At 62.0% G+C, this 23,675-nt stretch carries 25 protein-coding genes; 18 read left to right on the top strand and 7 right to left on the bottom strand.

From position 1 onward, the window contains the following. Positions 1–82: 82 nt before the first annotated feature. Positions 83–370, bottom strand: a complete 288-nt coding sequence (locus RhoBH5_RS12070) for a MerR family transcriptional regulator (protein WP_270008351.1) — start codon at positions 368–370, stop codon at positions 83–85. Between the two features lie 484 nt (positions 371–854). Here RhoBH5_RS12070 and RhoBH5_RS12075 point away from each other — a divergent pair, with 484 nt between their 5' ends. Further along, entirely contained in the window at positions 855–1,091 is a 237-nt protein-coding gene (locus RhoBH5_RS12075) for a hypothetical protein (RefSeq protein ID WP_231782917.1), read from the top strand. Positions 1,092–1,227: 136 nt separating this feature from the next. Here RhoBH5_RS12075 and RhoBH5_RS12080 read toward each other — a convergent pair whose 3' ends face one another. From RhoBH5_RS12080 to kstD, 3 genes are all read right to left on the bottom strand, one after another. Then, positions 1,228–2,991 carry a cholesterol oxidase substrate-binding domain-containing protein gene (locus tag RhoBH5_RS12080; protein ID WP_042449392.1) on the bottom strand — a complete coding sequence of 588 codons (1,764 nt, stop codon included), beginning with the start codon at positions 2,989–2,991 and terminating at the stop codon, positions 1,228–1,230. Positions 2,992–3,060: 69 nt separating this feature from the next. After that, positions 3,061–3,918 carry a MaoC/PaaZ C-terminal domain-containing protein gene (locus tag RhoBH5_RS12085; protein WP_003945880.1) on the bottom strand — a complete coding sequence of 286 codons (858 nt, stop codon included), beginning with the start codon at positions 3,916–3,918 and terminating at the stop codon, positions 3,061–3,063. Further along, positions 3,908–5,632 (bottom strand): 3-oxosteroid 1-dehydrogenase, encoded by a 1,725-nt coding sequence (gene kstD, locus RhoBH5_RS12090; protein ID WP_007734077.1) that lies wholly within the window; start codon positions 5,630–5,632, stop codon positions 3,908–3,910. Before kstD ends, RhoBH5_RS12085 begins: the two co-directional genes overlap by 11 nt. A 115-nt stretch (positions 5,633–5,747) precedes the next feature. Between kstD and RhoBH5_RS12095 the strand changes: the two genes are divergently transcribed. Genes RhoBH5_RS12095 through RhoBH5_RS12120 form a run of 6 tightly spaced genes read left to right on the top strand, consistent with a single transcriptional unit; the run spans position 5,748 to position 11,327 of the window. Then, positions 5,748–7,346, top strand: a complete 1,599-nt coding sequence (locus RhoBH5_RS12095) for an FAD-binding protein (protein ID WP_047269620.1) — start codon at positions 5,748–5,750, stop codon at positions 7,344–7,346. Positions 7,347–7,349: 3 nt separating this feature from the next. Further along, positions 7,350–8,135, top strand: coding sequence for a 2-keto-4-pentenoate hydratase (locus RhoBH5_RS12100; RefSeq protein ID WP_003945480.1), 786 nt, complete (start codon positions 7,350–7,352; stop codon positions 8,133–8,135). An 8-nt stretch (positions 8,136–8,143) separates the two neighbouring features. After that, on the top strand, positions 8,144–9,046 hold the full coding sequence (locus RhoBH5_RS12105) for an acetaldehyde dehydrogenase (acetylating) (protein ID WP_047269619.1): 903 nt from the start codon (positions 8,144–8,146) through the stop codon (positions 9,044–9,046). Continuing rightward, positions 9,043–10,086, top strand: a complete 1,044-nt coding sequence (gene dmpG / locus RhoBH5_RS12110; protein WP_007734084.1) for a 4-hydroxy-2-oxovalerate aldolase — start codon at positions 9,043–9,045, stop codon at positions 10,084–10,086. Before RhoBH5_RS12105 ends, dmpG begins: the two co-directional genes overlap by 4 nt. A gap of 3 nt (positions 10,087–10,089) precedes the next feature. After that, positions 10,090–10,842 (top strand): SDR family NAD(P)-dependent oxidoreductase, encoded by a 753-nt coding sequence (locus RhoBH5_RS12115; RefSeq protein ID WP_019746895.1) that lies wholly within the window; start codon positions 10,090–10,092, stop codon positions 10,840–10,842. Further along, positions 10,839–11,327, top strand: coding sequence for a VOC family protein (locus RhoBH5_RS12120; RefSeq protein WP_270008352.1), 489 nt, complete (start codon positions 10,839–10,841; stop codon positions 11,325–11,327). The genes RhoBH5_RS12115 and RhoBH5_RS12120 overlap by 4 nt, the downstream gene beginning before the upstream one ends. On the opposite strand, the gene RhoBH5_RS12125 is transcribed toward RhoBH5_RS12120, so the two are convergent. Further along, on the bottom strand, positions 11,314–12,921 hold the full coding sequence (locus RhoBH5_RS12125) for an FAD-dependent monooxygenase (protein ID WP_270008436.1): 1,608 nt from the start codon (positions 12,919–12,921) through the stop codon (positions 11,314–11,316). The two genes, RhoBH5_RS12120 and RhoBH5_RS12125, sit on opposite strands and share 14 nt — an antisense overlap. Positions 12,922–13,061: 140 nt before the next feature. On the opposite strand from RhoBH5_RS12125, the gene RhoBH5_RS12130 reads away from it, so the two are divergent. From RhoBH5_RS12130 to RhoBH5_RS12160, 7 genes are all read left to right on the top strand, one after another. Next, positions 13,062–13,538: an HIT family protein gene (locus RhoBH5_RS12130; protein WP_007734089.1), complete on the top strand. Its 477-nt coding sequence runs from the start codon at positions 13,062–13,064 to the stop codon at positions 13,536–13,538. Between the two features lie 171 nt (positions 13,539–13,709). Beyond that, positions 13,710–14,885: an alkane 1-monooxygenase gene (locus tag RhoBH5_RS12135; protein WP_003945652.1), complete on the top strand. Its 1,176-nt coding sequence runs from the start codon at positions 13,710–13,712 to the stop codon at positions 14,883–14,885. Next, a complete protein-coding gene (locus RhoBH5_RS12140) occupies positions 14,882–15,052 on the top strand; it encodes a rubredoxin (RefSeq protein WP_007734092.1) in 171 nt (56 codons plus the stop codon). The genes RhoBH5_RS12135 and RhoBH5_RS12140 overlap by 4 nt, the downstream gene beginning before the upstream one ends. A gap of 30 nt (positions 15,053–15,082) precedes the next feature. Continuing rightward, positions 15,083–15,274, top strand: coding sequence for a rubredoxin (locus RhoBH5_RS12145; protein WP_007734094.1), 192 nt, complete (start codon positions 15,083–15,085; stop codon positions 15,272–15,274). Next, on the top strand, positions 15,274–16,530 hold the full coding sequence (locus RhoBH5_RS12150; RefSeq protein WP_221741620.1) for an NAD(P)/FAD-dependent oxidoreductase: 1,257 nt from the start codon (positions 15,274–15,276) through the stop codon (positions 16,528–16,530). The genes RhoBH5_RS12145 and RhoBH5_RS12150 overlap by 1 nt, the downstream gene beginning before the upstream one ends. Before the next feature lie 74 nt (positions 16,531–16,604). Beyond that, positions 16,605–17,231 carry a TetR/AcrR family transcriptional regulator gene (locus RhoBH5_RS12155; RefSeq protein WP_007734097.1) on the top strand — a complete coding sequence of 209 codons (627 nt, stop codon included), beginning with the start codon at positions 16,605–16,607 and terminating at the stop codon, positions 17,229–17,231. Between the two features lie 197 nt (positions 17,232–17,428). Next, on the top strand, positions 17,429–18,262 hold the full coding sequence (locus RhoBH5_RS12160; RefSeq protein WP_069146974.1) for a hypothetical protein: 834 nt from the start codon (positions 17,429–17,431) through the stop codon (positions 18,260–18,262). A 73-nt stretch (positions 18,263–18,335) separates the two neighbouring features. Here RhoBH5_RS12160 and RhoBH5_RS12165 read toward each other — a convergent pair whose 3' ends face one another. After that, a complete protein-coding gene (locus RhoBH5_RS12165; RefSeq protein ID WP_003945499.1) occupies positions 18,336–18,707 on the bottom strand; it encodes a hypothetical protein in 372 nt (123 codons plus the stop codon). A gap of 2 nt (positions 18,708–18,709) precedes the next feature. Next, positions 18,710–19,870 carry a Rieske 2Fe-2S domain-containing protein gene (locus RhoBH5_RS12170; RefSeq protein WP_003945847.1) on the bottom strand — a complete coding sequence of 387 codons (1,161 nt, stop codon included), beginning with the start codon at positions 19,868–19,870 and terminating at the stop codon, positions 18,710–18,712. A gap of 195 nt (positions 19,871–20,065) precedes the next feature. Between RhoBH5_RS12170 and hsaA the strand changes: the two genes are divergently transcribed. From hsaA to hsaB, 4 genes are read left to right on the top strand one after another with little or no spacing between them, the layout of a single operon-like run. Next, entirely contained in the window at positions 20,066–21,241 is a 1,176-nt protein-coding gene (gene hsaA, locus RhoBH5_RS12175; RefSeq protein WP_039973406.1) for a 3-hydroxy-9,10-secoandrosta-1,3,5(10)-triene-9,17-dione monooxygenase oxygenase subunit, read from the top strand. Positions 21,242–21,251: 10 nt separating this feature from the next. Next, a complete protein-coding gene (gene hsaD / locus RhoBH5_RS12180; protein ID WP_003945808.1) occupies positions 21,252–22,130 on the top strand; it encodes a 4,5:9,10-diseco-3-hydroxy-5,9,17-trioxoandrosta-1(10),2-diene-4-oate hydrolase in 879 nt (292 codons plus the stop codon). After that, the gene (gene hsaC / locus RhoBH5_RS12185) at positions 22,130–23,032 is read left to right on the top strand and encodes an iron-dependent extradiol dioxygenase HsaC (protein ID WP_003945585.1); all 903 of its coding nucleotides are present in this window, start codon (positions 22,130–22,132) and stop codon (positions 23,030–23,032) included. Before hsaD ends, hsaC begins: the two co-directional genes overlap by 1 nt. After that, on the top strand, positions 23,029–23,613 hold the full coding sequence (gene hsaB, locus RhoBH5_RS12190) for a 3-hydroxy-9,10-secoandrosta-1,3,5(10)-triene-9,17-dione monooxygenase reductase subunit (RefSeq protein ID WP_003945677.1): 585 nt from the start codon (positions 23,029–23,031) through the stop codon (positions 23,611–23,613). The genes hsaC and hsaB overlap by 4 nt, the downstream gene beginning before the upstream one ends. The last annotated feature ends 62 nt before the right edge of the window (positions 23,614–23,675 follow it).

Here is a 23,675-nt window from a genome sequence, read left to right on the forward strand (position 1 = left end):
CCAATTGGCCGAATTTACCGCAGTTGGAAGGAGGAGGGGTCAGATCGACCGTATAGGCGCAACTGCTGTTCCAGTGCAGTCCTCATTCGGGTGGCGCGTCCGGTTCCTCTCGCAGGTCCTGCGCTTGCTGAAGCTCGGCGTTGATGCGACGGGCTTCGGTGAGTTGGTCTTCGAGGATGATGATGCGGCAAGCCGCGTCGAGCGCCGTGCCGTTGGCTACGAGTTCGTGCGCGCGGGCTGCGATGCGCAGCTGGTAGCGGGAGTAGCGGCGATGTCCGCCCTCAGAGCGTTGTGGGGTAAGCAGTTTCGCGGCATCGAGGCTACGAAGGAAAGCTTGCCTGACACCGAGGATCTCGGCCGCATGTCCCATGCTGTACGCAGGATAGTTCTCGTCGTCGAATCTGCCGGAGGGGTCCCCCGGTGGTGTATCTGCCGGAATGGCTCGCTTCTTTCGCTGAACGGACGGGGCCCCCGGCGCGAGGAGCGCCGGGGGCCGGATGGGGTTGAACTTACTTACATAACTGCATTCTTTCGAACTTCCGGACTCGCACAAGACATCCGGTAGCCGCTTTGAAGGGGGGTGCCGGGTCCGACTACACACTCACACACGAATTCGGCCCCGGCACGTCCCTGCCCTGCGGTACTGCTTGCGGGTAGTTCATCTCTCCCGCATCTCTTGACTCGTTCCTTGCTACGAGAAAAAAGATACAACAGACCCGCGAGAATGTCTACCCTGACGGCTGTAGATATTTTGTTGCGAACATTCTAGGTGTTGATATTCAGGAACGGCCTGGTCGCCGGGGGTGAGAGCGCTCAATGTGAGTCATAGGAGATGGATCTGGGACAATGCTCCGATGCGAAATACCCCGAAGTCCGAGTCGTTGTTGCGCGCCCGCGCGGAGAGGGAAGAGCGCACCGGCTCCTCCGAGCATCCAGCTGGTGGCGCGCCGAACCCCGGAGAGGACTCGTCGTCGCCCGAGCCGGGGGCACGCAGCGACAGCGCCACGATTCGGTCGGCTCGGTCCGAGCTCTCAACTCACGCCAGGGCAGTGGAAAGTATGCACGAGGCGATCCATCCTGATCGCGATTGAGGCAGCTGCCTCGTCGGGATGCGGGGGGACTCCTTCATCCCGCTCACTGCAACGCACGACGGCCGCCGCACTCCCGAAAGTAAGGGGAGTGGCGACGACCGTCGAGTTGTCAGAGTGTGCGCTCAGTACTTGAACCTCAAGGCAGCAACTGGTCCAGGAAGGTGTTGCTGAAGACCTTGTGCGGATCCAACGCGTTGAATGCGGCGTTGGCGGTGTCCCAGTTGTCGCTCGATGGGACGCCGTCGCGGTAGGTCTGGGGGAGGCCCTGGGTGATGATCGGGGTGTCGGTGTACGGCTTGTCGGGGCCGAACGCCCAGCCCTTGGACCACTCGGGGCGGAAGGTGGCGTCGTTGTTGTTGTAGTGATTACGCATCCACTGTTCCATTTCGCGGTAGAACGCGAACATGCCGGGGGTTCCGGGGACGCCGAGGACGTTGAGCCAGATGGCAGTGTCCCATTCCGGATGGTCGGGGCGCGGGCGCATGGCCGAGATGGTGGGGGCGCCTGCCGAGTCGACCTCGACCTCGGATGGTTGATCGAGGCCGCAGCAACGGATTTCGACGGGCCCGTTGAGGGGGAACTGTCCGATGGAGCGGTAGTACTCCATGCGGCCGTTGAACCACTGGGTGAAGTCGTGGATGACCTGGCCGATGTTGGCGCGCGAGGTGATGACGGCTCCGCCGCCCTCGGTCAGGCGCAGGGTGGTGGCCCGGATGTAGAACTGGACGTCCTTGGACCATCCCCACAGGTCGTTGGAGAACGTCGCGGCGAGTCCGGCAACGGTGGTGGCGTACATGATCTGCCCGAATGCCGGTGCGATGCCCGGGTTTCCGGAGTTGATCTGGCCGATCATGTCGGTGACCGGCTCCGGGAGGTTGTCGGAGAAGATGTAGTTGTACGGTCCGGTCACCTCACGCGAGAACGGCGGCTTGGTGGGTGCAAGTGACCACACCTTCATCCACGGGCGTTCGGTGAAGGGGTACCAGATTGCTTCTGCGCGACCGTTTTCGCGGACGAACTTCTCGAAGGTGCGTCCGGACGCTCCGCGGGCGCCGAAGAGTTCCTGCCAACCGATGTCGGTGTGGCTGACGCAGCGCATGCGGTAGTTGGGGGCGGCCTGCAAGGTGACGGAGGTGAGGAAGGTGCGTCCGAGGTGAGTCAGCAGCGGCTTGATCGCCGCGTCGCTACGTGCATACGTCTTCAGTGCGTACTCGCTGCCGTTCCAGACCACTGCGGTCAGGGACGTGACGAGGTTGGAGAGTGAGCCGAAAGTCTGTCCGGGAACGTGTGCTTCGCCTTCGGCGGGAAGAGCTGCGCCGTGAGCGTCGACGGCGAGGCAGCCGGCAATGGTCAACACACCCGGCGCCGGCAGGTTCGCGAACCCGAGGCCCTGTGCCTGCAGTGCGGTGGTGATGGCGTCGAGGGTCGCGCCGGGTCCTGCGGTGACGGTGGCTGGGCTGCCACCGGCGTTGACGGAGACTCCGGTGAGGTGGACCGTGGTGTCGGCGAGGATGACCTTGTCGACCGGCGCACCGTTGACGATGGTCAGCGGCGTCCAGCCGTGCATGGCACCGCGGGGACGAATGGTGTAGCCGTTGGCATGGCCCCAGTTCGCGAGGCGGACTACGTCTTCGGGCGTCTTGGGCGAACAGGTCCAGATCGCGTCGAGCATGATCTCTTTGGACCAGTTCTGATATGCCTGCTGGTACAGCGCGATGCCTTCGGGGAAGGCAGGCGGCGGTGTGAGGGTGGACACGGGACCACCCGCGGAGCCGGAAGAGCCGGCGGGGACGGCGTAGGCCGGCGTCCAGCCGGCGAATGCGGTCGCTGCCACGGCGCCGGCTCCAGCGGCCATGAAACCTCGTCGGGACAGTCGGAACTTTTCGTCTTGTGCCGTCATCTTCGGGCTACTCCATCGGGTTCGAGAACTACGGTGAGTTCTAACAGGTGGGTATCAGACAGGTTGGTATCAGACAAGAGTGAGAACTACGTCAGCCAGGGCAGGAGCTTCGCGCTCCAGTACAGAAGCTGAGATCAGGAGTCGCCCATTGTCTTTCCAGATCTGGATACTCAAGTTCTCGCCGGGAAATACGACCCCGGCAAAGCGGGCCCGAAATCCGGCTACCCGACTGCTGTCGCCGTCGAGCATGGTATCCACTGCGGTCTTGCAGACCATTCCGTAAGTACACAGTCCATGCAGGATAGGCGCTGGAAAGCCTGCCGCGGAGGCGAATTGCGGATCCGAGTGCAACGGATTCCGATCACCACACATCCGGTACAGCAAAGCCTGCTGTGGAAGCACAGGCGTCACCACTGTCTCATCTGCTTCGCGATCCGGAAGCGTAATCGACTCCGACGGACCACGTTCACCCCCGAAACCACCCTCGCCGCGGGCGAAAATGGACGAGCGAGCTGTCCACAGCGGGTTGCCCTCGGCGTCAACCGTGACGGATTCCTGCACGATCACCGCGGCCTTGCCCTTGTCCCAGACCTCGGCGATTCGAGTTGTGGTGCGGCCACTTCCACTTGCCGGGATCGGCTGATGGACAGTGACTTCCTGGCTCCCGTGGACTACCTTCGCCAGATCGATTTCGACGCCGGGGAACGACACCTTCGGTGCTTCGGTGGCGTGGAAGTTGGCGGCGACGGTGGCAAAGGTGGGTAGTACCTGAGGCTTTTCGTCGTCGAGGTATCGAAGCTCGTTCGGATCAAGCGGACGAGCACCTGCCCCCAGGGCCAAGTGGTAGTGCTGCACGTCCGACGGGGTCCACGAGAACTCTTGTGGCGCAAGCTCGGCGCCGAGTGCGATCTTCGGATCAATTGGCATGGTCGACCGCCGTCTTTTCAGCTGCAGGTGCTTCGGTTGTCTCGGCCTTCTTCGCACGCTCGACGATGTCGAGTACGGCCAAGTAACCGAAAGTCATTGCGGGACCGATGGTCGCGCCTGGTCCGGCGTAGGTGTGGCCCATGACCGGAGCGCTCGCGTTGCCAGCCGCGTAGAGGCCGTCGATGACGCTTCCGTCTTCGCGTAGTGCTCGGCCGTTGACGTCGGTGCAGATACCACCCTTGGTGCCGAGGTCACCCGGAACCATCTTGATGGCGTAGAACGGAGCCTTGCTGATTTCGGCGAGGCTGGGGTTCTTCAGTCGGGGATCGCCGTAGTACGCGTCGTAACCACTGTCACCGCGTCCGAAGTCCTCGTCCTTGCCGTTGCGCGCGAAGCCGTTGAACCGATCGACGGTTTCGGTCAGCGATGCGACGGGAAGCCCTGTCTTCTCTGCCAATTCGGCGATGGTTCCCGCCTTGACCACGATGCCGGCCTTGAGCCAGCGGCCGGGGAAGGGGGAGCGGGGAGTGATACCGGCAAACGTGTAGCGGTTGCGGTAGCGCTGATCGAGAATCATCCACGTCGGGATGTTCTCGCCGGGGCCCTCGCCCTGACCGTACTCACCGCCGTACATCGCATGGGTTGCCTCGACGTACGGAGCCGCCTCGTTGCCGAAGCGCTTGCCCGACATGTTGACCATCATGCAGCCCGGGAGGGTGCGCTCGGAGAGAGCGAACCACGGTCCGCCGGTCAGCGGAATGGACGGGCCCCACCAGGCGTCGTCCATGAAATCGACTGCAGCGCCCACTTCTTGGCCTGCGCGGATACCGTCGCCGGTGTTTGCCTTCGCGCCGACGGTCCATTCGGTGCCGATAGGTGCGCGCTGGTACTTCTCACGCATTTCCTTGTTGTGCTCGAATCCGCCGGATCCCAACACGACTCCGTGGCGAGCGCGGATGACCTGCTCCTCGCCGTCGACGATGACGTTGACGCCGCGAACTGCGCCGTCTTCGGTGTACAGGGAGGTCAGCGGGGTGTTCAGCAGGATGGGTACTCCGGCGGACTGAAGTCCGAGTCGAATACCGGCGACCAGTGCCTGGCCGCGAACCAGCAGATCCTTCTTGGTGGCCTTCGCTGCGAGGAATCGCATGCCGACCTTCATGGCGCGCAGGGGTCCGCGAGGATTGCGCATCAGCAGGTTGAGCCACTTGTAGTCGGCCTGGGTGATGACGAAGTTCTTGGGGGCCTTGACGTAGTCGGGCTCGAGGTTCTTGCGGTCGGCGCCCAACTTGTTGCCGTCGAACGGGGTGGGCTCGACACTGCGGCCACCGAGGCGTCCGCCGGGTGCTTCCGGGTAGTAGTCGGAGTAGCCGGGAACCCACTGCAGCTCGAGCGGGCTGTTCTTCAACACGAACGAGAGCATCTCGGGACCGCGCTCGAGATAGGTGTCGATGCGTTCGGGAGCGACAACGTCGCCGATGATGCTGTGCAGGTAGGAACGTGCGGCCTCCGGTGTATCGGTGACACCGTCCGCTTGAAGTGCCTCGTTGTTGGGGATCCAGACCCCACCACCGGAACGGGCGGTCGATCCGCCGTAGTGGGCGGCTTTCTCCACGATGACCACACTCAAGCCCTGGTGGGCTGCGGTCAAGGCCGCTGTCATACCTGCGGCACCACTGCCGACGACGACGATGTCGTATTCCTGCTTGCTCATGTAGAACACGTTATAGAATGATGGGGGTGTCAGTCCATGCTTTCTGCCAGGAAGTATTTCCGGACGTTGTCATTGATAACGAAACACGTTGCAGTGAGATTGAGGATGGTGCGGTGTGACCTGGGATACTTCGGTTGACGTCCTTGTGGTCGGGTTCGGTGTGGCGGGCGCCAGTGCGGCGCTCGAAGCTGTAGCGGCCGGTTCGTCGGTTTTGGCGATCGACCGAGCACTCGGTGGTGGTGCCAGCACGATTTCCGGAGGAATCTACTACGCCGGCGGCGGCACCGTGATTCAAAAGGAAGCCGGTGTCGAGGACAGTCCCGAAGCCATGCTCGCCTACCTGAACCGCGAGGTCGGTGACGCTGTGACGCCGCAGACTCTGCGCCGGTTCGTCGACGAGAGCCCGGCGTCGATCGACTGGCTGCGCAGTCACGGCGTGCCGTTCGAGGCCTCACTCTGTCCGTACAAGACGTCGTACCCGAGCAACAAGCACTACCTCTACTTCTCGGGTAGCGAATCGGCCGGCGGGTTCCGTGACATCGCAAAACCTGCTCCGCGTGGTCATCGCGCCAAGGGGCGTGGCACGTCGGGAAAGATGCTCTACGGCCCGCTCGCGAAGTCCGCGGAGGCGAAGGGCGTCCAGTTGCTCGGCCAGACGCGAGCGGACCGGCTGATCATCGAGGACGGCCGGGTGATCGGCGTCGAAGCACTGACGCTGCGTGACGCACCTGCCGGAGTTCGTCGCCGTCACGCGACGCTCGGCTCCCTGTCCTCCAAGCCCGGCGTCTACGCGCCGCAGTTGCGCACGATTCTCGACGCACTCATCGCGAAGATCGAGAAGAAGCACGCCAAGCGGATTCGCATCCAGGCGCGCGGCGGCGTGATCCTGAGCGCCGGCGGCTTCGTGTCCAATCGCGAGATGATGCGCACCCATGCCCCCGCCTACAAGGGCGGTATCCCGCTCGGCACCTCCGGGGACGACGGCAAAGGCATCAACCTTGGCGTCGAAGCCGGGGGAGCCACCGACAAGCTCGGCAATGTGTCCGCCTGGCGATTCATCGTCCCGCCGAGTGCTTTTCTCGGTTCCATTTTGGTGGGTGAATCCGGTGCGCGAATCGTCGACGAGTCCCGTTACGGTGCCGCTCTCGGTCAGGCGATGGCGGAGAAGAGCAGCGGAATCGGTTGGCTGCTGGCAGATTCCGAACTCGTTAGCGAAGCGAAATCGCAGATAAGTGACCAGTCGATGTGGTTCCAGCGGGTACAGACCACCGGAATGATGCGTACTGCAGTGCGTGGCAACACCATTGCCGAGGCCGCCCGCAAAGCGGGGATAGACGTCGCCGGCCTTCAAGCCACCGTCGACGCGCATAACTCCGCTGCCGCTGCCGGACAACCTGATCCGATGGGCAAACCGTCGGACTTCGTCAGGCCGATACTGTCTGCGCCGTTCACGATGTACGACGTCTCGATCAAGCCCAACATGATGAATCCGTGCCCGATGCTCACGCTCGGTGGATTGGTGGTCGACGAATCGTCCGGCATGGTGAAAAACGAGGCCGGGGAGGGTATCCCTGGTCTGTACGCCGCCGGCCGTACCGCGGTCGGTATCTGTTCCAACTCGTATGTGAGCGGCTTGTCGCTCGCCGACTGCGTATTCTCCGGACGACGAGCCGGTCAGCACGCAGCCGCATTCTCCACAGTCGGAAAGGCCTGAACGATGCTCTCGACGCAGATCCGCGGCGAACTTGCCGACCATCTTGATTCGGCGGAACGGGATCGCGCTCCGATCAGCCCGCTGATCGCCACGTATCCGGACATCGACGTCGTCGACGCCTACGAGATCCAGCTCATCAACATCCGGCGTCGTGTTGCCGGTGGCGCAAAGGTGGTCGGGCACAAGGTCGGGCTCTCGTCACTGGCGATGCAGCAGATGATGGGCGTCGACGAGCCAGATTACGGTCACCTGCTCGCCGAGATGGAAGAGTTCGAGGACCGTCCGGTCGACACGTCGCGCTTCTGCTTCCCACGCGTCGAGGTGGAGGTCGCCTTCATTCTGGGAGCAGATCTGCCGGGCGCCGGGTGCACCGAACAAGACGTCATCGACGCCACTGTCGCCTATGCGCCGTCCATCGAGTTGATCGACAGCCGGATCAAGGACTGGAAGATCGGCCTCTCGGACACCATCGCGGACAACGCGTCCTCCGCCGGGTTCATTCTCGGCAAGGAACGAGTTCGCCCGTCGGACATCGACATCAAGGCGATCGACGCGGTGCTGACCTGCAACGGCGAGCGGATTGCGGAGGGGCGCAGCGATGCGGTTCTCGGTAACCCGGTCACCGCCGTCGCGTGGTTGGCGCAGAAGGTCGACACGTTCGGAGTTCGGCTCAAGGCCGGCGACATCGTTCTGCCGGGTTCGTGCACGCGAGCGATCGACGCTCATCCAGGCGACAACTTCCGAGCCGAGTTCAGCGGCCTCGGTTCCGTCTCTCTTCAGTTCACGTAGGAGTAGTCATGACCAAGGCAAGTGTGGCGATCGTCGGATCGGGAAACATCAGCACCGATCTGTTGTACAAACTGCAGCGCTCCGAGTGGCTCGAGCCGCGATGGATGATCGGAATCGATCCCGAGAGTGAAGGATTGGCACGCGCTCGCAAGATGGGACTCGAGACCTCCGCCGAGGGCGTCGACTGGTTGCTCAGCCAGGCGGAGAAACCGGACCTGGTCTTCGAGGCGACGTCGGCATACGTGCACCGCGAGGCAGCACCACGCTACGAGGCCGCCGGTATCCGTGCCGTCGACCTGACTCCGGCCGCGGTCGGCCCGGCTGTGGTTCCGCCCGCGAACCTGCGTGAGCACCTGGACGCGCCCAACGTCAACATGATCACTTGCGGTGGGCAGGCAACCATTCCGATCGTCTACGCGGTATCACGTGTCGTCGACGTGGCGTACGCCGAGATCGTCGCCTCCGTTGCATCGTTGTCCGCCGGCCCGGGAACTCGCGCGAACATCGATGAGTTCACCAAGACCACCAGCCGCGGTATCGAGACCATCGGCGGCGCACAGCGCGGCAAGGCGATCATCATCCTCAACCCCGCGGACCCGCCGATGATCATGCGCGACACAATCTTCTGCGCTATCCCCGAAGACGCCGATCAGGCCGCGATCACCGACTCCATTCACCGCGTCGTCAAGGACATCCAGCAGTACGTGCCCGGCTACCGGTTGCTCAACGAACCGCAGTTCGACAAACCGAGCGTCGTTTCCGGTGGCTATGCAACGGTCACCACGTTCGTCGAGGTCGAAGGCGCAGGCGATTTCCTGCCGCCGTACGCGGGCAACCTCGACATCATGACGGCAGCAGCCACCAAGGTGGGCGAGGAAATCGCCCAGAAGCTTCTGAGTGTGAAGGCATGAGCGACATGATTCATTTCGATTCGAGCTGGGACATCCGCGTCACCGACACATCGCTGCGCGACGGCTCCCACCACAAGCGTCATCAGTTCACCGTCGACGAAGTACGAGCCATCGTCGGTGCCCTCGACGGAGCCGGAGTGCCGGTCATCGAGGTCACTCACGGCGACGGTCTCGGCGGATCCTCCTTCAACTACGGCTTCTCGAAGACTCCCGAGCAGGAACTGATCAAAGCTGCAGTCGAGACGGCGACCAACGCGAAGATCGCCTTCCTGATGCTGCCCGGGTTGGGCATCAAGGACGACATCGTCATCGCACAGGACAACGGTGCGTCCATCTGCCGCATTGCAACTCACTGCACCGAGGCAGACGTATCCATCCAGCACTTCGGCCTCGCGCGTGAGCGTGGACTCGAAACAGTCGGATTCCTCATGATGGCTCACTCGATTCCGCCGGAGAAGCTGGCCAAGCAGGCTCGCATCATGGCCGACGCGGGTTGCCAGTGTGTGTACGTGGTCGACTCGGCCGGCGCGCTGGTGCTCGAGCAGGTATCCGATCGCGTCGAGGCGCTGGTTCAGGAACTCGGCAACGACGCTCAGGTCGGCTTCCACGGACATGAGAACCTGGGCCTGGGCGTCGCCAATTCCATTGCGGCAGTTCGTGCGGGAGCCAAGCAGATCGACGGTAGTACCCGTCGGTTCGGTGCCGGCGCCGGCAACGCCCCGGTCGAGGCGTTTGTCGGTGTCTGCGACAAGATCGGAGTCAAGACCGGTATCGACTTCTTCGCGATCGCCGATGCAGCCGAAGACGTTGTGCGCCCGGCAATGCCGCAGGAGTGCCTGCTCGATCGTCAGGCACTGATGATGGGCTACGCCGGCGTGTACTCGAGCTTCCTCAAGCATGCCGAGCGTCAGGCCGAGCGGTACGGAGTGTCGTCCGCGGAACTGTTGGTGCGCGCAGGTAAGCGCAAGTTGGTCGGCGGACAGGAAGATCAGTTGATCGACATTGCGCTGGAACTCCAGCGCGAAGCCGCGGCTTCCTAGCCCATGGCAGACGTACTGGCCGGAAAAGTGGCCTTGGTAACCGGCGCGTCCTCAGGGTTGGGGCGCGCCGTCACCGAGATTCTCCACCGCAGGGGCGCACAGGTTTTCGGTATCGCCCGCGACAAGGAAAAGCTGCGACAGTCGATGGTCGAGGTGGTTGGCGCGGATGGAGAGCGTCGTTTCGCGGCGACGGACGTCTCGGATTCCGCTCAGTGTGATGCGGCCGTGCAAGCGTGTGTCGACGAACTCGGTGGTATCGACATCCTCGTCAACGTGGCGGGATCGCACTCGCTTCGTCATACGGCGGATATTGCGGATTCCGAATGGGCACATGACCTTGCGGTCAATCTGAACGGACCGTTCTTCCTTTCCCGAGCAGCGCTGCCGCACTTGCTGGAACGGGGCGGCAACATCGTCAACGTCTCCTCGATCGCGGGGCTGGAAGGGCAGGCGTACTCGGCTGGATACTGCGCTGCCAAGCACGGACTCATCGGACTGACCCGAGCGATGGCGATGGAGTTCACCGGAAAGTCTCTGCGTGTCAACGCAATCTGCCCCGGCGGCATGATGACTCCTCAAGTCACCGGATTCACCTTCCCCGACGGAGTCGACTTCGACCTCGTCATGAAGGTTGCCTCGCCGCGTGGCTTGATGGAAGCCGAGGACGTTGCGAAGATGGTGGCTTTCGTTGCCTCCGACGACGCCTCGGCGATACACGGGGCCGTCTACTCGGTGGACAACGGAAAAATGGCATGACCCCGTTGGTCTCGGGACCGATCTTCCAGATCTGCTGGGTGGTCGAGGACATCGAGGCCGCCGAACAGGAGTTCACTCGGCAGTGGGGAGTGGAGCGATGGCTACGTATGCCAGACATCGCCTTTGGTCCCGAGACCACAACGTATCGAGGTGAGCCCGCGGACTATGTCGTTCACGTGTCGATCGGATATGCGGGCAGCCAACAGCTCGAGTTGATCCAATCAGTGTCCGGACGCAACCTGTACACGGAGTTCCTGGAGACTCACGGCGTCGGAGTTCATCACATGGCTTGGGTTCCAGGCGATTACGAGGCGACGTTGCTCGAGGCCGAGCGTCGCGGAATGTCGGTGGTGCAACAAGGTCGGGTAGAGGGCGTCGGCATGGAGTTCTCCTACCTCGATGCCGGGCCGTTGGGTGGATACGTCGAGTTGATGAAGCTCTCGCCCGAGATTCGGTTGATGTTCGCTTCGCTCATTCCTGATTGACGGCAAACACTTTCGTGAAGTAATCGGAAACGTTCTCCGGGTGACCACGGAATCCGAGGTAGCCGTCGGGGCGAATGACCAGCGCCGCCGTACCTTCGACCTCATACGCGGCGCACAGTTGCGAGGCGTTGTCCTCGATGATCGGCACCAGCGAGTCGACGGTCACGGTTCCCGGTGGCACTACCGCGTAGACGTCCAGCAAGCCGTGCGCTGATCGAATTGCGGCGTCGGCGACCTTCTCCAAGCTGTTGATGCTCTCCGCGGATCCGTCCGAAGTCAGCAGTAACGTGTGGTCGACTCCGGACAGCAAGTCGAACAACCGAATTGGATACTGCACACCGTCTCGGCGCATTCCGCGTGCATCGGGTGCACGCTCGCCCGGTTGAACGTGTGGACTCGAAGAATTACGCCCGGTGTTCAGCGGACTCTCCGAGTAGTCGATCAACAATTGAGCCTGGCGCCGCATTGCCGTGTCGATGGAGGACTCTCCCGAACCGATTCCTTCTCGAGCATTTCGGACCGTCATCCCGACGACTTCTTCACCGACCGGCCGTCTTTCGGCATCGTAGGTCTCGAGAAGATCTGCTGTTGCAACGCCTTTGACGGCGAGCGCTATCTTCCACGCAAGATTGTGGGCGTCCTGGATCCCGGTGTTCATGCCCTGCGCGCCAGTCGGGGGATGGATGTGCGCGGCGTCGCCGGCGACAAAAACCCGTCCGCGACCGTAAGCGTCGACGATGCGGTGGCTGATGCGGAAGACCGAGGACCATCGCAGCATCGAGGCGGTGGTCGGTTCTGGGGACAGTCTGTCGAGCACGGCCTGGATGTGATGGAGTTCCGGTGTCTTGCCGGTTGAAAAACCGTGTTGTACAGCGGCTTTGTTCGACGATTCGTCCGGCATCAAATCGTCCGGAACGAGCATCGACATGCGGTACCGCTTGTGTCCGGGAAGTGGGATGCAGACGAGTAGATCGTCGGTGGTTCCGTCGTCGCTGGTGTGGTTGACGCGGACGGAGTAGCCGCTGGGGATCGACCAGTCGACTTCGACGTCACCGAGCATGTAGCTCTCGGCAAATGCGCCGCCCTCGAAGCTCAGGCCCAGCCCTTTGCGGACCACGCTGTGCGCGCCGTCGGAACCCACCAGGTACTGAGCCGTCACGGTACTGCCGTCGCTGAGGGTGCAGGTGACGGCGTCGTCGGATTGTTCGAATGCAGTGAGGCCGACTCCGCGTTCGACGGTTGTTCCCAACTCGGTGAGGCGCTCGGTGAGGATGCGCTCCGTCGAGTACTGAGGCAGACAGAGAAACCAGTAAGGAACGTCCTCGGGGAGGGTGAGGTCGACGCGGCCGACCTCGACGCCGTTCGTGTACATGATCTGACCGCGCATCAATGTCGAGGCGTCGAGTGCCTGGCGGAGCACCCCCATGTTCTCGAAGAGTTCGAGAGTGCGTGGCTGAATCCCGACGGCTTTCGCGTATTGCCGCGGTTCGTCGAGCGGGTCGATTATTCGACATGAGATGCCGCGTCTGCGCAGCTCGATCGCGGTGGTCAAGCCGATCGGGCCGGCGCCCGCTACCAATACGTCGGTATCCATCAGGACCCACTCACGTCGGGGACAGTCGGTCATTTCAGTATGGGTAAGCGAACTTTTGTTTTGGGGAAATTCGCGCAGATCGGGCATTTTGGGGCTTTCCGCACGGGTTGCAGACGTTGAGGTCGTGGGAAGATCGCGACGTGAAGGCAGGCGAGTTGCATCATGAGCCGCCGGGGTACCGGTGCCCGTTCTGTCGCTTCGCGCTGGGCGAGTTCGACGAGCACAACTCGTCGACCGACCTGGTTGCTCGAACCGACCACGCAATCGCTCGGATTTCCCCGAAGTGGTGGCCGGGCAACCCCGGCCACGTACTTGTGTCGCCGATCGAGCACTTCGAGAATCTCTACACTTTGCCCACGAGCGTCGGGCACTCGGTTTTCGACCTGGTTCAGGCCGTGGCTGTTGCAATTCGTGAAGCCTACGGCTGCGACGGCGTCTCGACCCGGCAGCACAACGAACCGGCGGGCAACCAGGACGTCTGGCACCACCACGTCCACGTATTTCCGCGATACGAGGACGACCACCTGTATTCCCGGCATGGCGAGGCGGCCTACGTTCCGCCTGAGGCGCGAGCGCCTTTCGGCGCACTTTTGCGCCCTCGATTCCTTGAACGCTGATCTGCCGCCACATCCAAGTGATGTACAAATCTGCGTGTTTGTAAAACTTTTACCTCAGAAATCGTTGACAAAACGCCATCATTTGTCCACTCTCTATACATAGATGTTGTTCGTGTCGCGGATTACCGCGCAGGACGCACTCACTGATCCGAACGAGAACTGGAGAATTCGATGGCGGCGTTGGTGTACACCGAGCCAGATGGTCGGCTCGCAACTTGGAGAGACCGGAAACGCTACTTGTGGCTGCTGGCGCTGATTCCGTCATCGGCAACTTTCATCGCCGTGGGGCTTGTTACCGCCACCGGATGGAATGTCTTCTGGTGGACCGGCCCACTGATCGCGTTTGCTCTCATTCCCGTCATCGACATCCTGGCGGGTGAGGACGGGAAGAATCCGCCCGACGAGGTGATCGACGAACTCGAGAACGACCGCTTCTACCGGTGGTGCACCTACGCCTATCTGCCGCTGCAGTACACGGCCTTCTTCCTGTCCTGCTACATCTGGGCGCGTTGGGATTTGAGCGTTCTCTCCAATATCGGACTCGCAGTGACGATCGGTGTGACGGCCGGAATCGGCATCAACACAGCCCATGAACTCGGGCACAAGAAGGAGAGCGTCGAGCGCTGGTTGTCCAAAATCGTTCTCGCGCAGAGCGCTTACGGTCACTTCTACCTCGAGCACAACCGTGGCCACCATGTGCGAGTGTCGACTCCGGAAGATCCGGCGACCTCGCGCTTCGGTGAGACCCTCTACGGTTTCTGGCCGCGCAGCGTCGGCGGGGGATTGAAGTCGGCGTGGCATCTCGAGAAGACCCGCTTCGAGCGTTTGGGCACCACGCACTGGAGCATCAAGAACGACGTGCTCAACGCCTGGCTCATGTCGGTTGTTCTGTTCGGTGTCGCGCTTGCAGTATTCGGGATCGGCATCGCGCCGTACCTCGTGATCCAGGCGTTCATCGGGTTTTCGCTGCTCGAAGCGATCAACTACCTCGAGCACTACGGACTCCTGCGTCAGAAAACCGCAAGCGGACGGTACGAGCGATGCACGCCGGCGCACAGCTGGAACAGTGATCGCATCTGCACCAACGTCTTCCTTTATCACTTGCAGCGGCACAGCGATCATCATGCGAATCCGACACGGCGCTACCAGGCGCTTCGCAGTATGGAAGAGGCCCCTCAGCTCCCGAGCGGCTACGCCAGCATGATCATGCTCGCCACAGTTCCGCCCCTGTGGCGCAAGGTGATGGACCACCGCGTTCTCGAGCACTACCGAGGTGACATCACCCAGGTCAACATCGCGCCGAAGAAGCGGGCCAAGATCCTCGCAGCCTACGGGGTGAACGCATGAACGCCTACATCTGCCCGATCTGCGACTACACGTACACCGAATCGACAGGCGCTGCGCGAGAAGGCTTTCCGCCCGGCACGCCGTGGTCGAGTATCCCGGACGACTGGTGCTGCCCCGACTGCGGCGTCCGCGAGAAGGTCGACTTCACCCTCGTCACGCAATCCTGATCGAAATACCCACCGGTGAAAGGAAAACCGATGTCCGAGACTGCCACTGCTTACAAATTGTTCCGCTGCCTCCAGTGCGGGTTCGAATACGACGAAGCGATCGGCTGGCCCGACGACGGTATCGAGCCGGGTACTCGCTGGGACGAGATTCCCGAAGACTGGTCCTGCCCTGATTGTGGTGCCGCCAAAGTCGATTTCGAAATGGTGGAGGTGGACCGCTGATGACAGCGGTCAGCGAGCCCGACACACGCACCGTCGTGATCGTGGGCACGGGCATCGCCGGTTCCGGTGCCGCGCAGGCCCTGCGCAAGGAAGGGTTCGGCGGCAGCATCATCCTGATCGGCAGCGAACCTGAGGAGCCGTACCGCCGCCCGGCGCTGTCGAAGGAGCTACTGTCCGGGAAAGCGTCGTTCGATCGGGTTCGGTTGCGGCCGTCGACTTTCTGGAACGAGCAGGGTATCGATCTTCGGATCGGCGCAACTGTCACGAGTATCGACACAGATTCCCGCACAGTACTTTTAGCCGACGGTGACAGCATCGACTACGACGTTCTGATTCTTGCCACGGGTGGACGGTCCCGACGGTTGGAGAACGAAGATTCCGAGCGCGTTCACTATCTTCGGGATATCGCAGACATGCGACGCTTGCAATCCCAGCTGATCGAAGGATCCTCGCTATTGGTGGTCGGCGGTGGCTTGATCGGATCGGAGGTGGCGTCAACGGCACGCGACTTGGGTTGCAGTGTGCAGGTTCTCGAAGCGCAACCGGTGCCCCTGTCCAGGCTGCTTCCACCGTCGATAGCGGAGAAGATCGCCGCGCTGCACGCCTCGGCGGGCGTCGCCTTGCAGACGGGAGTCGACCTCGAGACGCTCACGACGGGTGCCGACGGCGTCGCCGCACGTGCGCGTGACGGACGCGAGTGGACAGCGGACTTGGCCGTCGTCGCAATCGGATCCTTGCCCGATACCGATGTGGCTGCTGCGGCGGGTATTGCGGTGGACAACGGGATTTCGGTAGACGGATACCTCCGGACCTCCGTCGTTGATGTGTACGCGATCGGCGATGTGGCCAACGTGCCCAACGGTTTTCTCGGCGGCATGCACCGTGGTGAGCACTGGAACACCGCGCAGGACCACGCAGTTGCAGTTGCCAAGACCATCGTCGGGAAGGAAGAACCCTTCGAATCCGTCCCTTGGAGTTGGTCGAACCAATTCGGCCGCAACATTCAAGTAGCTGGTTGGCCAGGCGCGGACGACACCGTGATTGTTCGAGGAGACTTGGACTCCTATGACTTCACTGCGATCTGCATGCGCGAGGGAAATATCGTCGGTGCTGTGAGCGTGGGCCGGCCGAAGGACATTCGCGCCGTCCGAACCCTTATCGAACGCTCGCCGGACATCAGCGCCGACGTACTTGCCGATACAAACAGGGATCTGACCGAACTTGCGGCGGGTCTTGTCGCCTCACCGGTGCTCTGAGTGCACTCGTGACTTCTGTGGCTTGCGTGTCCACCGTTTTGACACCGAGCACGGGCGATGGAAATCTTCCCGATATGTCCACCGCTCGTGCCCGTGTCCCGTACCACGAGGCAGCTCGTCAACTCCTCCGTGCGTCAGCGCTCGACGCCACACGCGAACTCTTGACCGAGAAATCGTGGAACGACATCACGATGGCGCATATCGCGGAAGCTGCGGGCATGAGCCGGCAGACGTTGTACAAGGAGTTCACGTCCCGCCAGGGATTGGCGTCCGGATACCTCATCCGTTTCGTTGACGAGTTCCTCGAAGAGGTGGAACGCGAAGTAACGCTCCATCATTCGGATCCGCGGGGCGCGGTCTCGGCAGCCTTCCGTGCCTTCTTCGACGCCGGTGCCCGGGATCCGATGGTGGTCAGCATTGTCGGTCCCCGGCCGCAGCACGACCTGCTGAGCTTGGTCACCACTGACGGGACTCCGCTGCTCGAACATGCGAGCGCGAGGTTGGCCGAGATCTTCATGACCAGTTGGGCGAACGTCGACCGCATCCATGCCGAGATGTTCGGCAGCACGATAGTGCGTCTGGCGATCAGTCACGTGACGTTGTCTTTCGGTACCCCCGATCAGATCGCCGAGAACCTGGGGGAGATGTTCGGGCCGTTCCTCGATCAGGTCATCGGTTCGGGCACAGTCGAACCGAACTGAGCCGACAGGATCGATACGGTTTCCGGGCTAGGACGGAAGTTCGATCGAGCGTGATCGCCGTAGTTCTTTGGTGGGAAATATCGTCGTTATGTGTGAATCCGCGTCTCACTTCTCGGTAGCGTGCCGGGCGTAGATCGAGGTGCGATCCGCAGGGGGTGGCTCTCGTGAATTTCCGTCAACGGTGGAGGAATTCGAAGATGAAGAGCCGCAACAAATCTCGAGTGATGTCGACAGTCGCGCTAGTTGCAACATTTGTCATGGCCGGGGCAGGTGTGGCAATTGCCGACGAATCATCGTCAGGGTCTTCCGGCAGCGGATCGCTCGGTTCCTCCGGTGCGGCAGCGGTTGATCCGTTGACCTTCGACGGTTGGGGCACGTGCCCGATCGAGGATCTCGAGGTGACGACGTGCGCCAGCGTCGTAGTTCGCGGAGGGACCATGAAATTGGGCGCACTTTCGGTGCCGATCCCGGACGGAAGCCTCAAGGTTGCGGGCGGAGTGAAATACGCGACCCAGCCGGACAACAGTTTCATCGAGACGTTCGTCGCCAAGCCGGACGGGTCCAACGGGGTCTATTCCAATCCGATTTCGGTACCCGGAGGTGCTCTCGGGATCGATACTCCGCTGGGACTGACTCAGATCAGCGCGACGGTGGAATCGGTGGGAGTCCCGGATCTGAAGGTTCTCGAGCAGGAACTCACCATGCCTGTTCGATTGAAACTGTCTAATCCCTTGCTCGGTGACGATTGCTACATCGGTTCGGTTTCGAATCCGATCAACCTTCACCTGACCACAACCGGAAACCCTCCGTCGGAACCTATCGGTGAGTTCCCCGGTGCAGTGTTCCCGGCAGTCCCACATTCGGATGCGGTGTTTGCGGCGCCGGGAGCCAGCGGGTGTGGACCGCTGGGTGCGCTCAACTGGGCCGTGAATCTACGCGGGGGAGTGCCGGCGGCCAGCGGAAAGAACTCTCTCACCACGTCGAGCGACGTCTACGCGGTGGCTGCACGAAAGGTGCGACCGCCTGCCTGACGGACGCGCAGGCGCTGGAACGTAAAACGAGGGCCGACCCGTGGTGGGTCGGCCCTCGTTCTGCACAATCAGGTCAGCTGACCTCGGGATCACGCACCGTGATGGTGCCGTCCCTAACCGCGTCGGCGATGCTGTCGTGCAGTTTCGGGCATCCGTCTTTCAATGCCGACGACTGCCCGGAAGCAATTGCCTCTTTGAAGGTGTGGCAACGCAGCGCCGGGTCGGAAGTCCACTGAACGCTGGTGTGTTTGTACGTGTTCTTGCGAACCAGTACGCACGCGCCGCATGCCTTGCAGTCGACTTCCTGCAGACCCGAGTCGAGGTATTCGTGCTTGTCCTCGATCGTCTGGGCCGCGATCGCCTCGAGCCGTTCCGTTTGCCCGGCAAAGTCCGGTGCCTTGGCCCAACGAGCCCACCGTGCGTCGGTTCCGATCGAGGCGCTCACGACTAGACCTCTGCTTCCTTCTTTGCCGCTTCTGCTGCAGCTTCCTTCTCGGCCTTCTGGCGTGCGAGGTTTTCCTCGACCTCGGCGTGCCAGGCTTCGTTTGCCTTGGTGGTGTCCACCTCGAACTCGAAGCGCTGCGTCATCTTCTCGGTGACGTCGGCCTTGTCCACGTAGAACTGCTCGTACCAGCGTCGTAGCTGGTAGACGGGGCCGTCTTCTTCGCAGAGAAGGGGATTCTCGATCTTGGTCTTGTTCTTCCAGATCGCGACGTCCTGCAGGAATCCCTCGCTGATGCCCTCGGTGAACTTGCCGGCCAACTTGTCGGCCATCTCGTCGGAGACACCCGTCGGCTTCTTCACCGTCACGCCCCACTGCAGCACGAACGAGTCCGGGCTGATCGGGTAGTGGCAGTTGATCAGAACACTCTCGACCTCGTATCCGCTGTAGCTGTTCCACAGGGGATTGACCATGTACGACGGTCCGTAATACGCAGCTTCGGAGCGAAGCAGCGTGTCGCCGCCGTACTGGGAGGCCATTCCGATGTCGGGACGGCCCGTGGTGTTGAGGTACTGAGTGGCGATCTCACCTTCGAAGACGTTCTTGAAGTACGTCGGGAAGGCGTAGTGGATGTAGTAGAAGTGCGCCATGTCGACCACGTTGTCGATGATCTCGCGGCAGTTGGACCCCTCGATGACCATGGAGTTCCAGGTCCAGTCGGTCCATTCGTCGCTGTACGCGCCCTCGATACGAGGAATCACGATCTCTTCGGGCGGCGGATTGCCCTCGGGGTCGTTCCAGACGAAGAGCTGACCGTTCTGCTCGAGGGTCGTCCACGCGCGGGTGCGTGCGAGCGGAGGCACGCGGCGGGCATAAGGAATGCCGGTGCACTTGCCGTTGCCGCCCCAGCGCCAGTCGTGGAAGGGGCAGGCGATGGAATCGCCCTTGACCTCGCCTTGTGTGAGGTCACCACCCATATGACGGCAGTATCCGTCGAGAACTTTGATGTCGCCCTTGCTGTCGGCGAACACCACGAGCTTCGTACCGAAAGCCTCGATCGCGTGCGGTTTGCCGTCCTTGAAGGTCTTCAGTAGACCCAGGCAGTGCCAACCGCGGGCGAAACGAGTTTGCACCGTTCCGACGTCGATCTCGCGAATCTGCGCCATTGTGACCTCACATCCCTTCTAGCTGTTAGTAGAACACGTTATAGAACTCGATCCGGTTCCGCCAGATTTTGGGGGCACTTGTTACAGCATTGCGGCCACAAACGGGACCTTTGTCAGCGTCTCGACAGAAAAGAGAACGTGTTCTAGTCTCAAGTGTAAGTGAACCAACCGATCGAGGAAGACGGGAGCGTCGAAGTGGGTAACCATGACAGCCACGAGGTGATGCAGAGGCTCGACGCACTACTGCCGGCACTGCGCGAGCGCGCACAGGAGACCGAGGATCTGCGTCGTATCCCCGACGAGTCCATCAAGGCTCTCCAGGAAACAGGCTTCTTCCGCTTGCTGCAGCCGAAGCAGTGGGGCGGATACGAAGCCGATCCGGTGCTGTTCTACTCCGCGGTCAAGAAGATCGCCAGCGCGTGTGGTTCCACAGGGTGGGTCTCCTCGATCATCGGGGTACACAACTGGCACCTCGCCCTCTTCTCTCAGCAGGCGCAGGAAGACGTGTGGGGCAACGACACTGACGTTCGCATCTCGTCCTCTTACGCCCCGATGGGTATGGGTGAAGTAGTCGAGGGCGGATACAAGGTCAACGGTGCGTGGGCGTGGTCCTCGGGTTGTGACCACGCCAGCTGGGCCGTTCTCGGTGGTCCGGTGTTCAAAGACGGCCGCGCGGTCGATTTCGTGAGCTACCTGATTCCTCGCGAGGACTACCAGATCGACGACGTGTGGAATGTGGTCGGCCTGCGTGGAACCGGCTCCAATACCGTTGTGGTCAAGGATGTTTTTGTTCCCAAGCATCGCGTGCTGAGCTTCCGGGCGATGAGCGAACTGACCGCCCCGGGCCTCGAGAACAACACCGCGCCGGTCTACAAGATGCCGTGGGGAACCATTCACCCCACCACGATCTCGGCGCCGATCGTCGGAATGGCTTACGGAGCTTACGAAGCGCACGTCGAGCACCAGGGCAAGCGTGTTCGCGCTGCGTTCGCCGGCGAGAAGTCGAAGGACGATCCGTTTGCCAAGGTGCGCATCGCCGAGGCATCCAGCGACATCGACGCCGCGTGGCGTCAGCTCTCCGGCAACGTCGCCGACGAGTACGCGTTGATCCTTGCGGGCGAAGAGGTTCCGATGGAACTGCGGCTGCGCGCTCGACGTGACCAGGTGCGCGCCACGGGCCGCGCGATCGCCTCGATCGACAAGCTCTTCGAGAACTCCGGCGCCACGGCGCTGCAGAACGGCACTCCTATTCAGCGTTTCTGGCGCGATGCTCACGCTGGTCGCGTCCACGCCGCCAACGATCCCGAACGCGCGTACGTCATGTTCGGAACCGGCGAATTCGGTCTGCCGATCACCGACACGATGGTCTAGAGGAGGCTCAGTGACAACCACCGAAGAAGCCCTCACCTACGAGTCCACTTCACGGTTCGCGCAAGTGCGCCCCGATCTGAAACTGCACTTCCACGAGGCGGGCGTCGGAAACGACAAGACCATCGTGCTGCTGCACGGCGGTGGCCCAGGCGCGTCGTCGTGGTCTAACTTCGCCCGCAACATTCCGGTGTTGGCGAAGAGCTTTCACGTCATCGCGGTCGATCAGCCCGGTTACGGGCAGTCCGACAAGCCGACGGAGCATCCGCAGTACTTCGTTCACAGTGCGTCGGCGCTCAACGATCTCCTGGACACGCTCGAGATCACCGGTCGCGTTGATCTGCTGGGCAATTCGCTCGGTGGTGGCGCTGCTGTTCGCTTTGCGCTCGACTACCCGGACCGTGCGGGTCGCCTCGTTCTGATGGGCCCCGGCGGTCTGAGTGTCAACCTGTTTGCGCCGGACCCCACCGAGGGCGTCAAGAACCTCGGAAAGTTCAGCTACCAGCCCACCCGAGAAAACCTCGAAGCATTCCTGCGGATCATGGTCTTCGATCAGAAGCTGATCACGCCGGAACTCGTCGACGAACGTTTTGCTGCCGCCAGCACTCCCGAGTCGCTGGCTGCGGCCAAGGCGATGGGTAAGTCCTTCTCCAGCGGTGACTTCGAGCTCGGCATGCTCTGGCGCGAGGCGTACAAGCTTCGTCAGCGTGTGTTGCTGATCTGGGGCCGTGAGGATCGGGTCAACCCTCTCGACGGCGCACTGGTCGCGCTCAAGATGATCCCGCGCGCGCAGCTCCACGTCTTCGGCGGTTGCGGTCACTGGGCGCAGCTCGAGAAGTTCGACGAATTCAACCGGCTCGCAACCGACTTCCTGCTCGACGGAGGTAAATGATGGGTATTCGATCTCTGGCGTACATGCGCATCGGGGCCACCGACATGGCTGCGTGGCGCGAATACGGACTCAAGATCCTCGGAATGATCGAGGGCAAGGGCGTCGACGCGGAATCGCTGTATCTGCGTATGGACGACTTCCCGGCGCGTCTTGTCATCGTTCCGAACGACACGGACCGTCTGCTCGTCTCGGGTTGGGAAACCGCGAATGCCGCTGAGCTGCAGGATATCCGTGACAGGTTGTCGGCAGCCGGTGTTCCGTTCAAGGAAGGCACGGCGGAGCAGCTCAAGGACCGTCGCGTCGTCGAGATGATCGCGTTCGAGGACACCTCGGGCAACTCCCTCGAGGTGTTCCACGGAGCTGCTCTCGAACACCGCCGGATCGTGAGCCCGTACGGGCACAGGTTCGTGACGGGTGAGCAGGGCCTCGGCCACGTCGTGCTCACCACCGATGACGACGATGCTTCGCTGCGGTTCTACCGCGACGTACTCGGATTCAAGCTTCGCGACTCGATGCGTCTGCCTCCGCAGATGGTCGGCCGGCCCGCGGACGGCGACCCGGCGTGGCTGAGGTTCCTCGGCTGCAACCCGCGTCACCACAGCTTGGCGTTCCTGCCGTTGCCCAACCCGACGGGCATCGTGCACCTGATGCTCGAAGTGGAGAACTCCGACGACGTCGGACTGTGCCTCGACCGGGCACTGCGCAAGAAGGTCAAGATGTCGGCGACTCTCGGTCGCCACGTCAACGACGAGATGCTCTCGTTCTACATGAAGACTCCAGGCGGGTTCGACATCGAATTCGGTTGTGAGGGGCTAGAGGTCGAGGACGAAAACTGGATCGCGAGGGAAAGCACGGCCGTGAGCCTGTGGGGTCACGACTTCACGGTGGGAATGAAGCCGTGAGTTCGCCCGACGCGTCGGTGAGTGCGGAGCAGGCGATCGATCCACGCCAGTTCCGCACGGTTCTCGGGCAATTCTGCACGGGTATCACCATCATCACGACAGTCGACGACGGTGAGCCTGTCGGGTTCGCATGTCAGTCTTTCGCGGCCCTGTCACTCGACCCGCCTTTGGTGTTGTTCTGCCCCACCAAGGGTTCTCGGTCGTGGGCGGCAATCGAGCGGACCGGTAAGTTCGCCGTCAACGTGTTGGCGGAGGAACAGCAGGCGGTGTGTGCTCGTTTCGGGTCACGTGAGCCGGACAAGTTCGCGGGCATCGATTGGACGCCATCGCCTCTGGGCTCGCCGATCATCGACAAGTCCCTTGCACACATCGACTGCACGGTGGAAACCGTCCACGACGGTGGCGATCACTACGTCGTCTTCGGTCGGGTTTCGTCGATGAGTGAGATCAAGACCGAACGCCCGCTGCTCTTCTATCGCGGGCAGTACACGGGTATCGAGCCGGACAAGACTGTTCCGGCTACCTGGCGTGACGATCTGGAAGCGTTCCTGACGACCACGACAGAAGATACCTGGCTGTAGGGGGCAAGCCCCCTGTGCGCCTTTTTGGTAGTGGTAACTACCAAAAAGGCGCACAGGGCCGG

It is taken from the genome of Rhodococcus sp. BH5 (genome assembly GCF_027583855.1).
In the GTDB taxonomy this organism is placed as follows: Bacteria; Actinomycetota; Actinomycetes; order Mycobacteriales; family Mycobacteriaceae; genus Rhodococcus_F; species Rhodococcus_F qingshengii.

What these genes read in the sequence shown, in the direction of transcription:
- RhoBH5_RS12070 (WP_270008351.1), bottom strand. Translation starts at nt 370, where the DNA reads ATGGGACATGCGGCCGAGATCCTCGGTGTCAGGCAAGCTTTCCTTCGT.
- RhoBH5_RS12075 (WP_231782917.1), top strand. Translation starts at nt 855, where the DNA reads ATGCGAAATACCCCGAAGTCCGAGTCGTTGTTGCGCGCCCGCGCGGAG.
- RhoBH5_RS12080 (WP_042449392.1), bottom strand. Translation starts at nt 2,991, where the DNA reads ATGACGGCACAAGACGAAAAGTTCCGACTGTCCCGACGAGGTTTCATG.
- RhoBH5_RS12085 (WP_003945880.1), bottom strand. Translation starts at nt 3,918, where the DNA reads ATGCCAATTGATCCGAAGATCGCACTCGGCGCCGAGCTTGCGCCACAA.
- kstD (WP_007734077.1), bottom strand. Translation starts at nt 5,632, where the DNA reads ATGAGCAAGCAGGAATACGACATCGTCGTCGTCGGCAGTGGTGCCGCA.
- RhoBH5_RS12100 (WP_003945480.1), top strand. Translation starts at nt 7,350, where the DNA reads ATGCTCTCGACGCAGATCCGCGGCGAACTTGCCGACCATCTTGATTCG.
- RhoBH5_RS12105 (WP_047269619.1), top strand. Translation starts at nt 8,144, where the DNA reads ATGACCAAGGCAAGTGTGGCGATCGTCGGATCGGGAAACATCAGCACC.
- dmpG (WP_007734084.1), top strand. Translation starts at nt 9,043, where the DNA reads ATGAGCGACATGATTCATTTCGATTCGAGCTGGGACATCCGCGTCACC.
- RhoBH5_RS12115 (WP_019746895.1), top strand. Translation starts at nt 10,090, where the DNA reads ATGGCAGACGTACTGGCCGGAAAAGTGGCCTTGGTAACCGGCGCGTCC.
- RhoBH5_RS12120 (WP_270008352.1), top strand. Translation starts at nt 10,839, where the DNA reads ATGACCCCGTTGGTCTCGGGACCGATCTTCCAGATCTGCTGGGTGGTC.
- RhoBH5_RS12125 (WP_270008436.1), bottom strand. Translation starts at nt 12,921, where the DNA reads ATGGATACCGACGTATTGGTAGCGGGCGCCGGCCCGATCGGCTTGACC.
- RhoBH5_RS12135 (WP_003945652.1), top strand. Translation starts at nt 13,710, where the DNA reads ATGGCGGCGTTGGTGTACACCGAGCCAGATGGTCGGCTCGCAACTTGG.
- RhoBH5_RS12140 (WP_007734092.1), top strand. Translation starts at nt 14,882, where the DNA reads ATGAACGCCTACATCTGCCCGATCTGCGACTACACGTACACCGAATCG.
- RhoBH5_RS12145 (WP_007734094.1), top strand. Translation starts at nt 15,083, where the DNA reads ATGTCCGAGACTGCCACTGCTTACAAATTGTTCCGCTGCCTCCAGTGC.
- RhoBH5_RS12150 (WP_221741620.1), top strand. Translation starts at nt 15,274, where the DNA reads ATGACAGCGGTCAGCGAGCCCGACACACGCACCGTCGTGATCGTGGGC.
- RhoBH5_RS12155 (WP_007734097.1), top strand. Translation starts at nt 16,605, where the DNA reads ATGTCCACCGCTCGTGCCCGTGTCCCGTACCACGAGGCAGCTCGTCAA.
- RhoBH5_RS12160 (WP_069146974.1), top strand. Translation starts at nt 17,429, where the DNA reads ATGAAGAGCCGCAACAAATCTCGAGTGATGTCGACAGTCGCGCTAGTT.
- RhoBH5_RS12170 (WP_003945847.1), bottom strand. Translation starts at nt 19,870, where the DNA reads ATGGCGCAGATTCGCGAGATCGACGTCGGAACGGTGCAAACTCGTTTC.
- hsaC (WP_003945585.1), top strand. Translation starts at nt 22,130, where the DNA reads ATGGGTATTCGATCTCTGGCGTACATGCGCATCGGGGCCACCGACATG.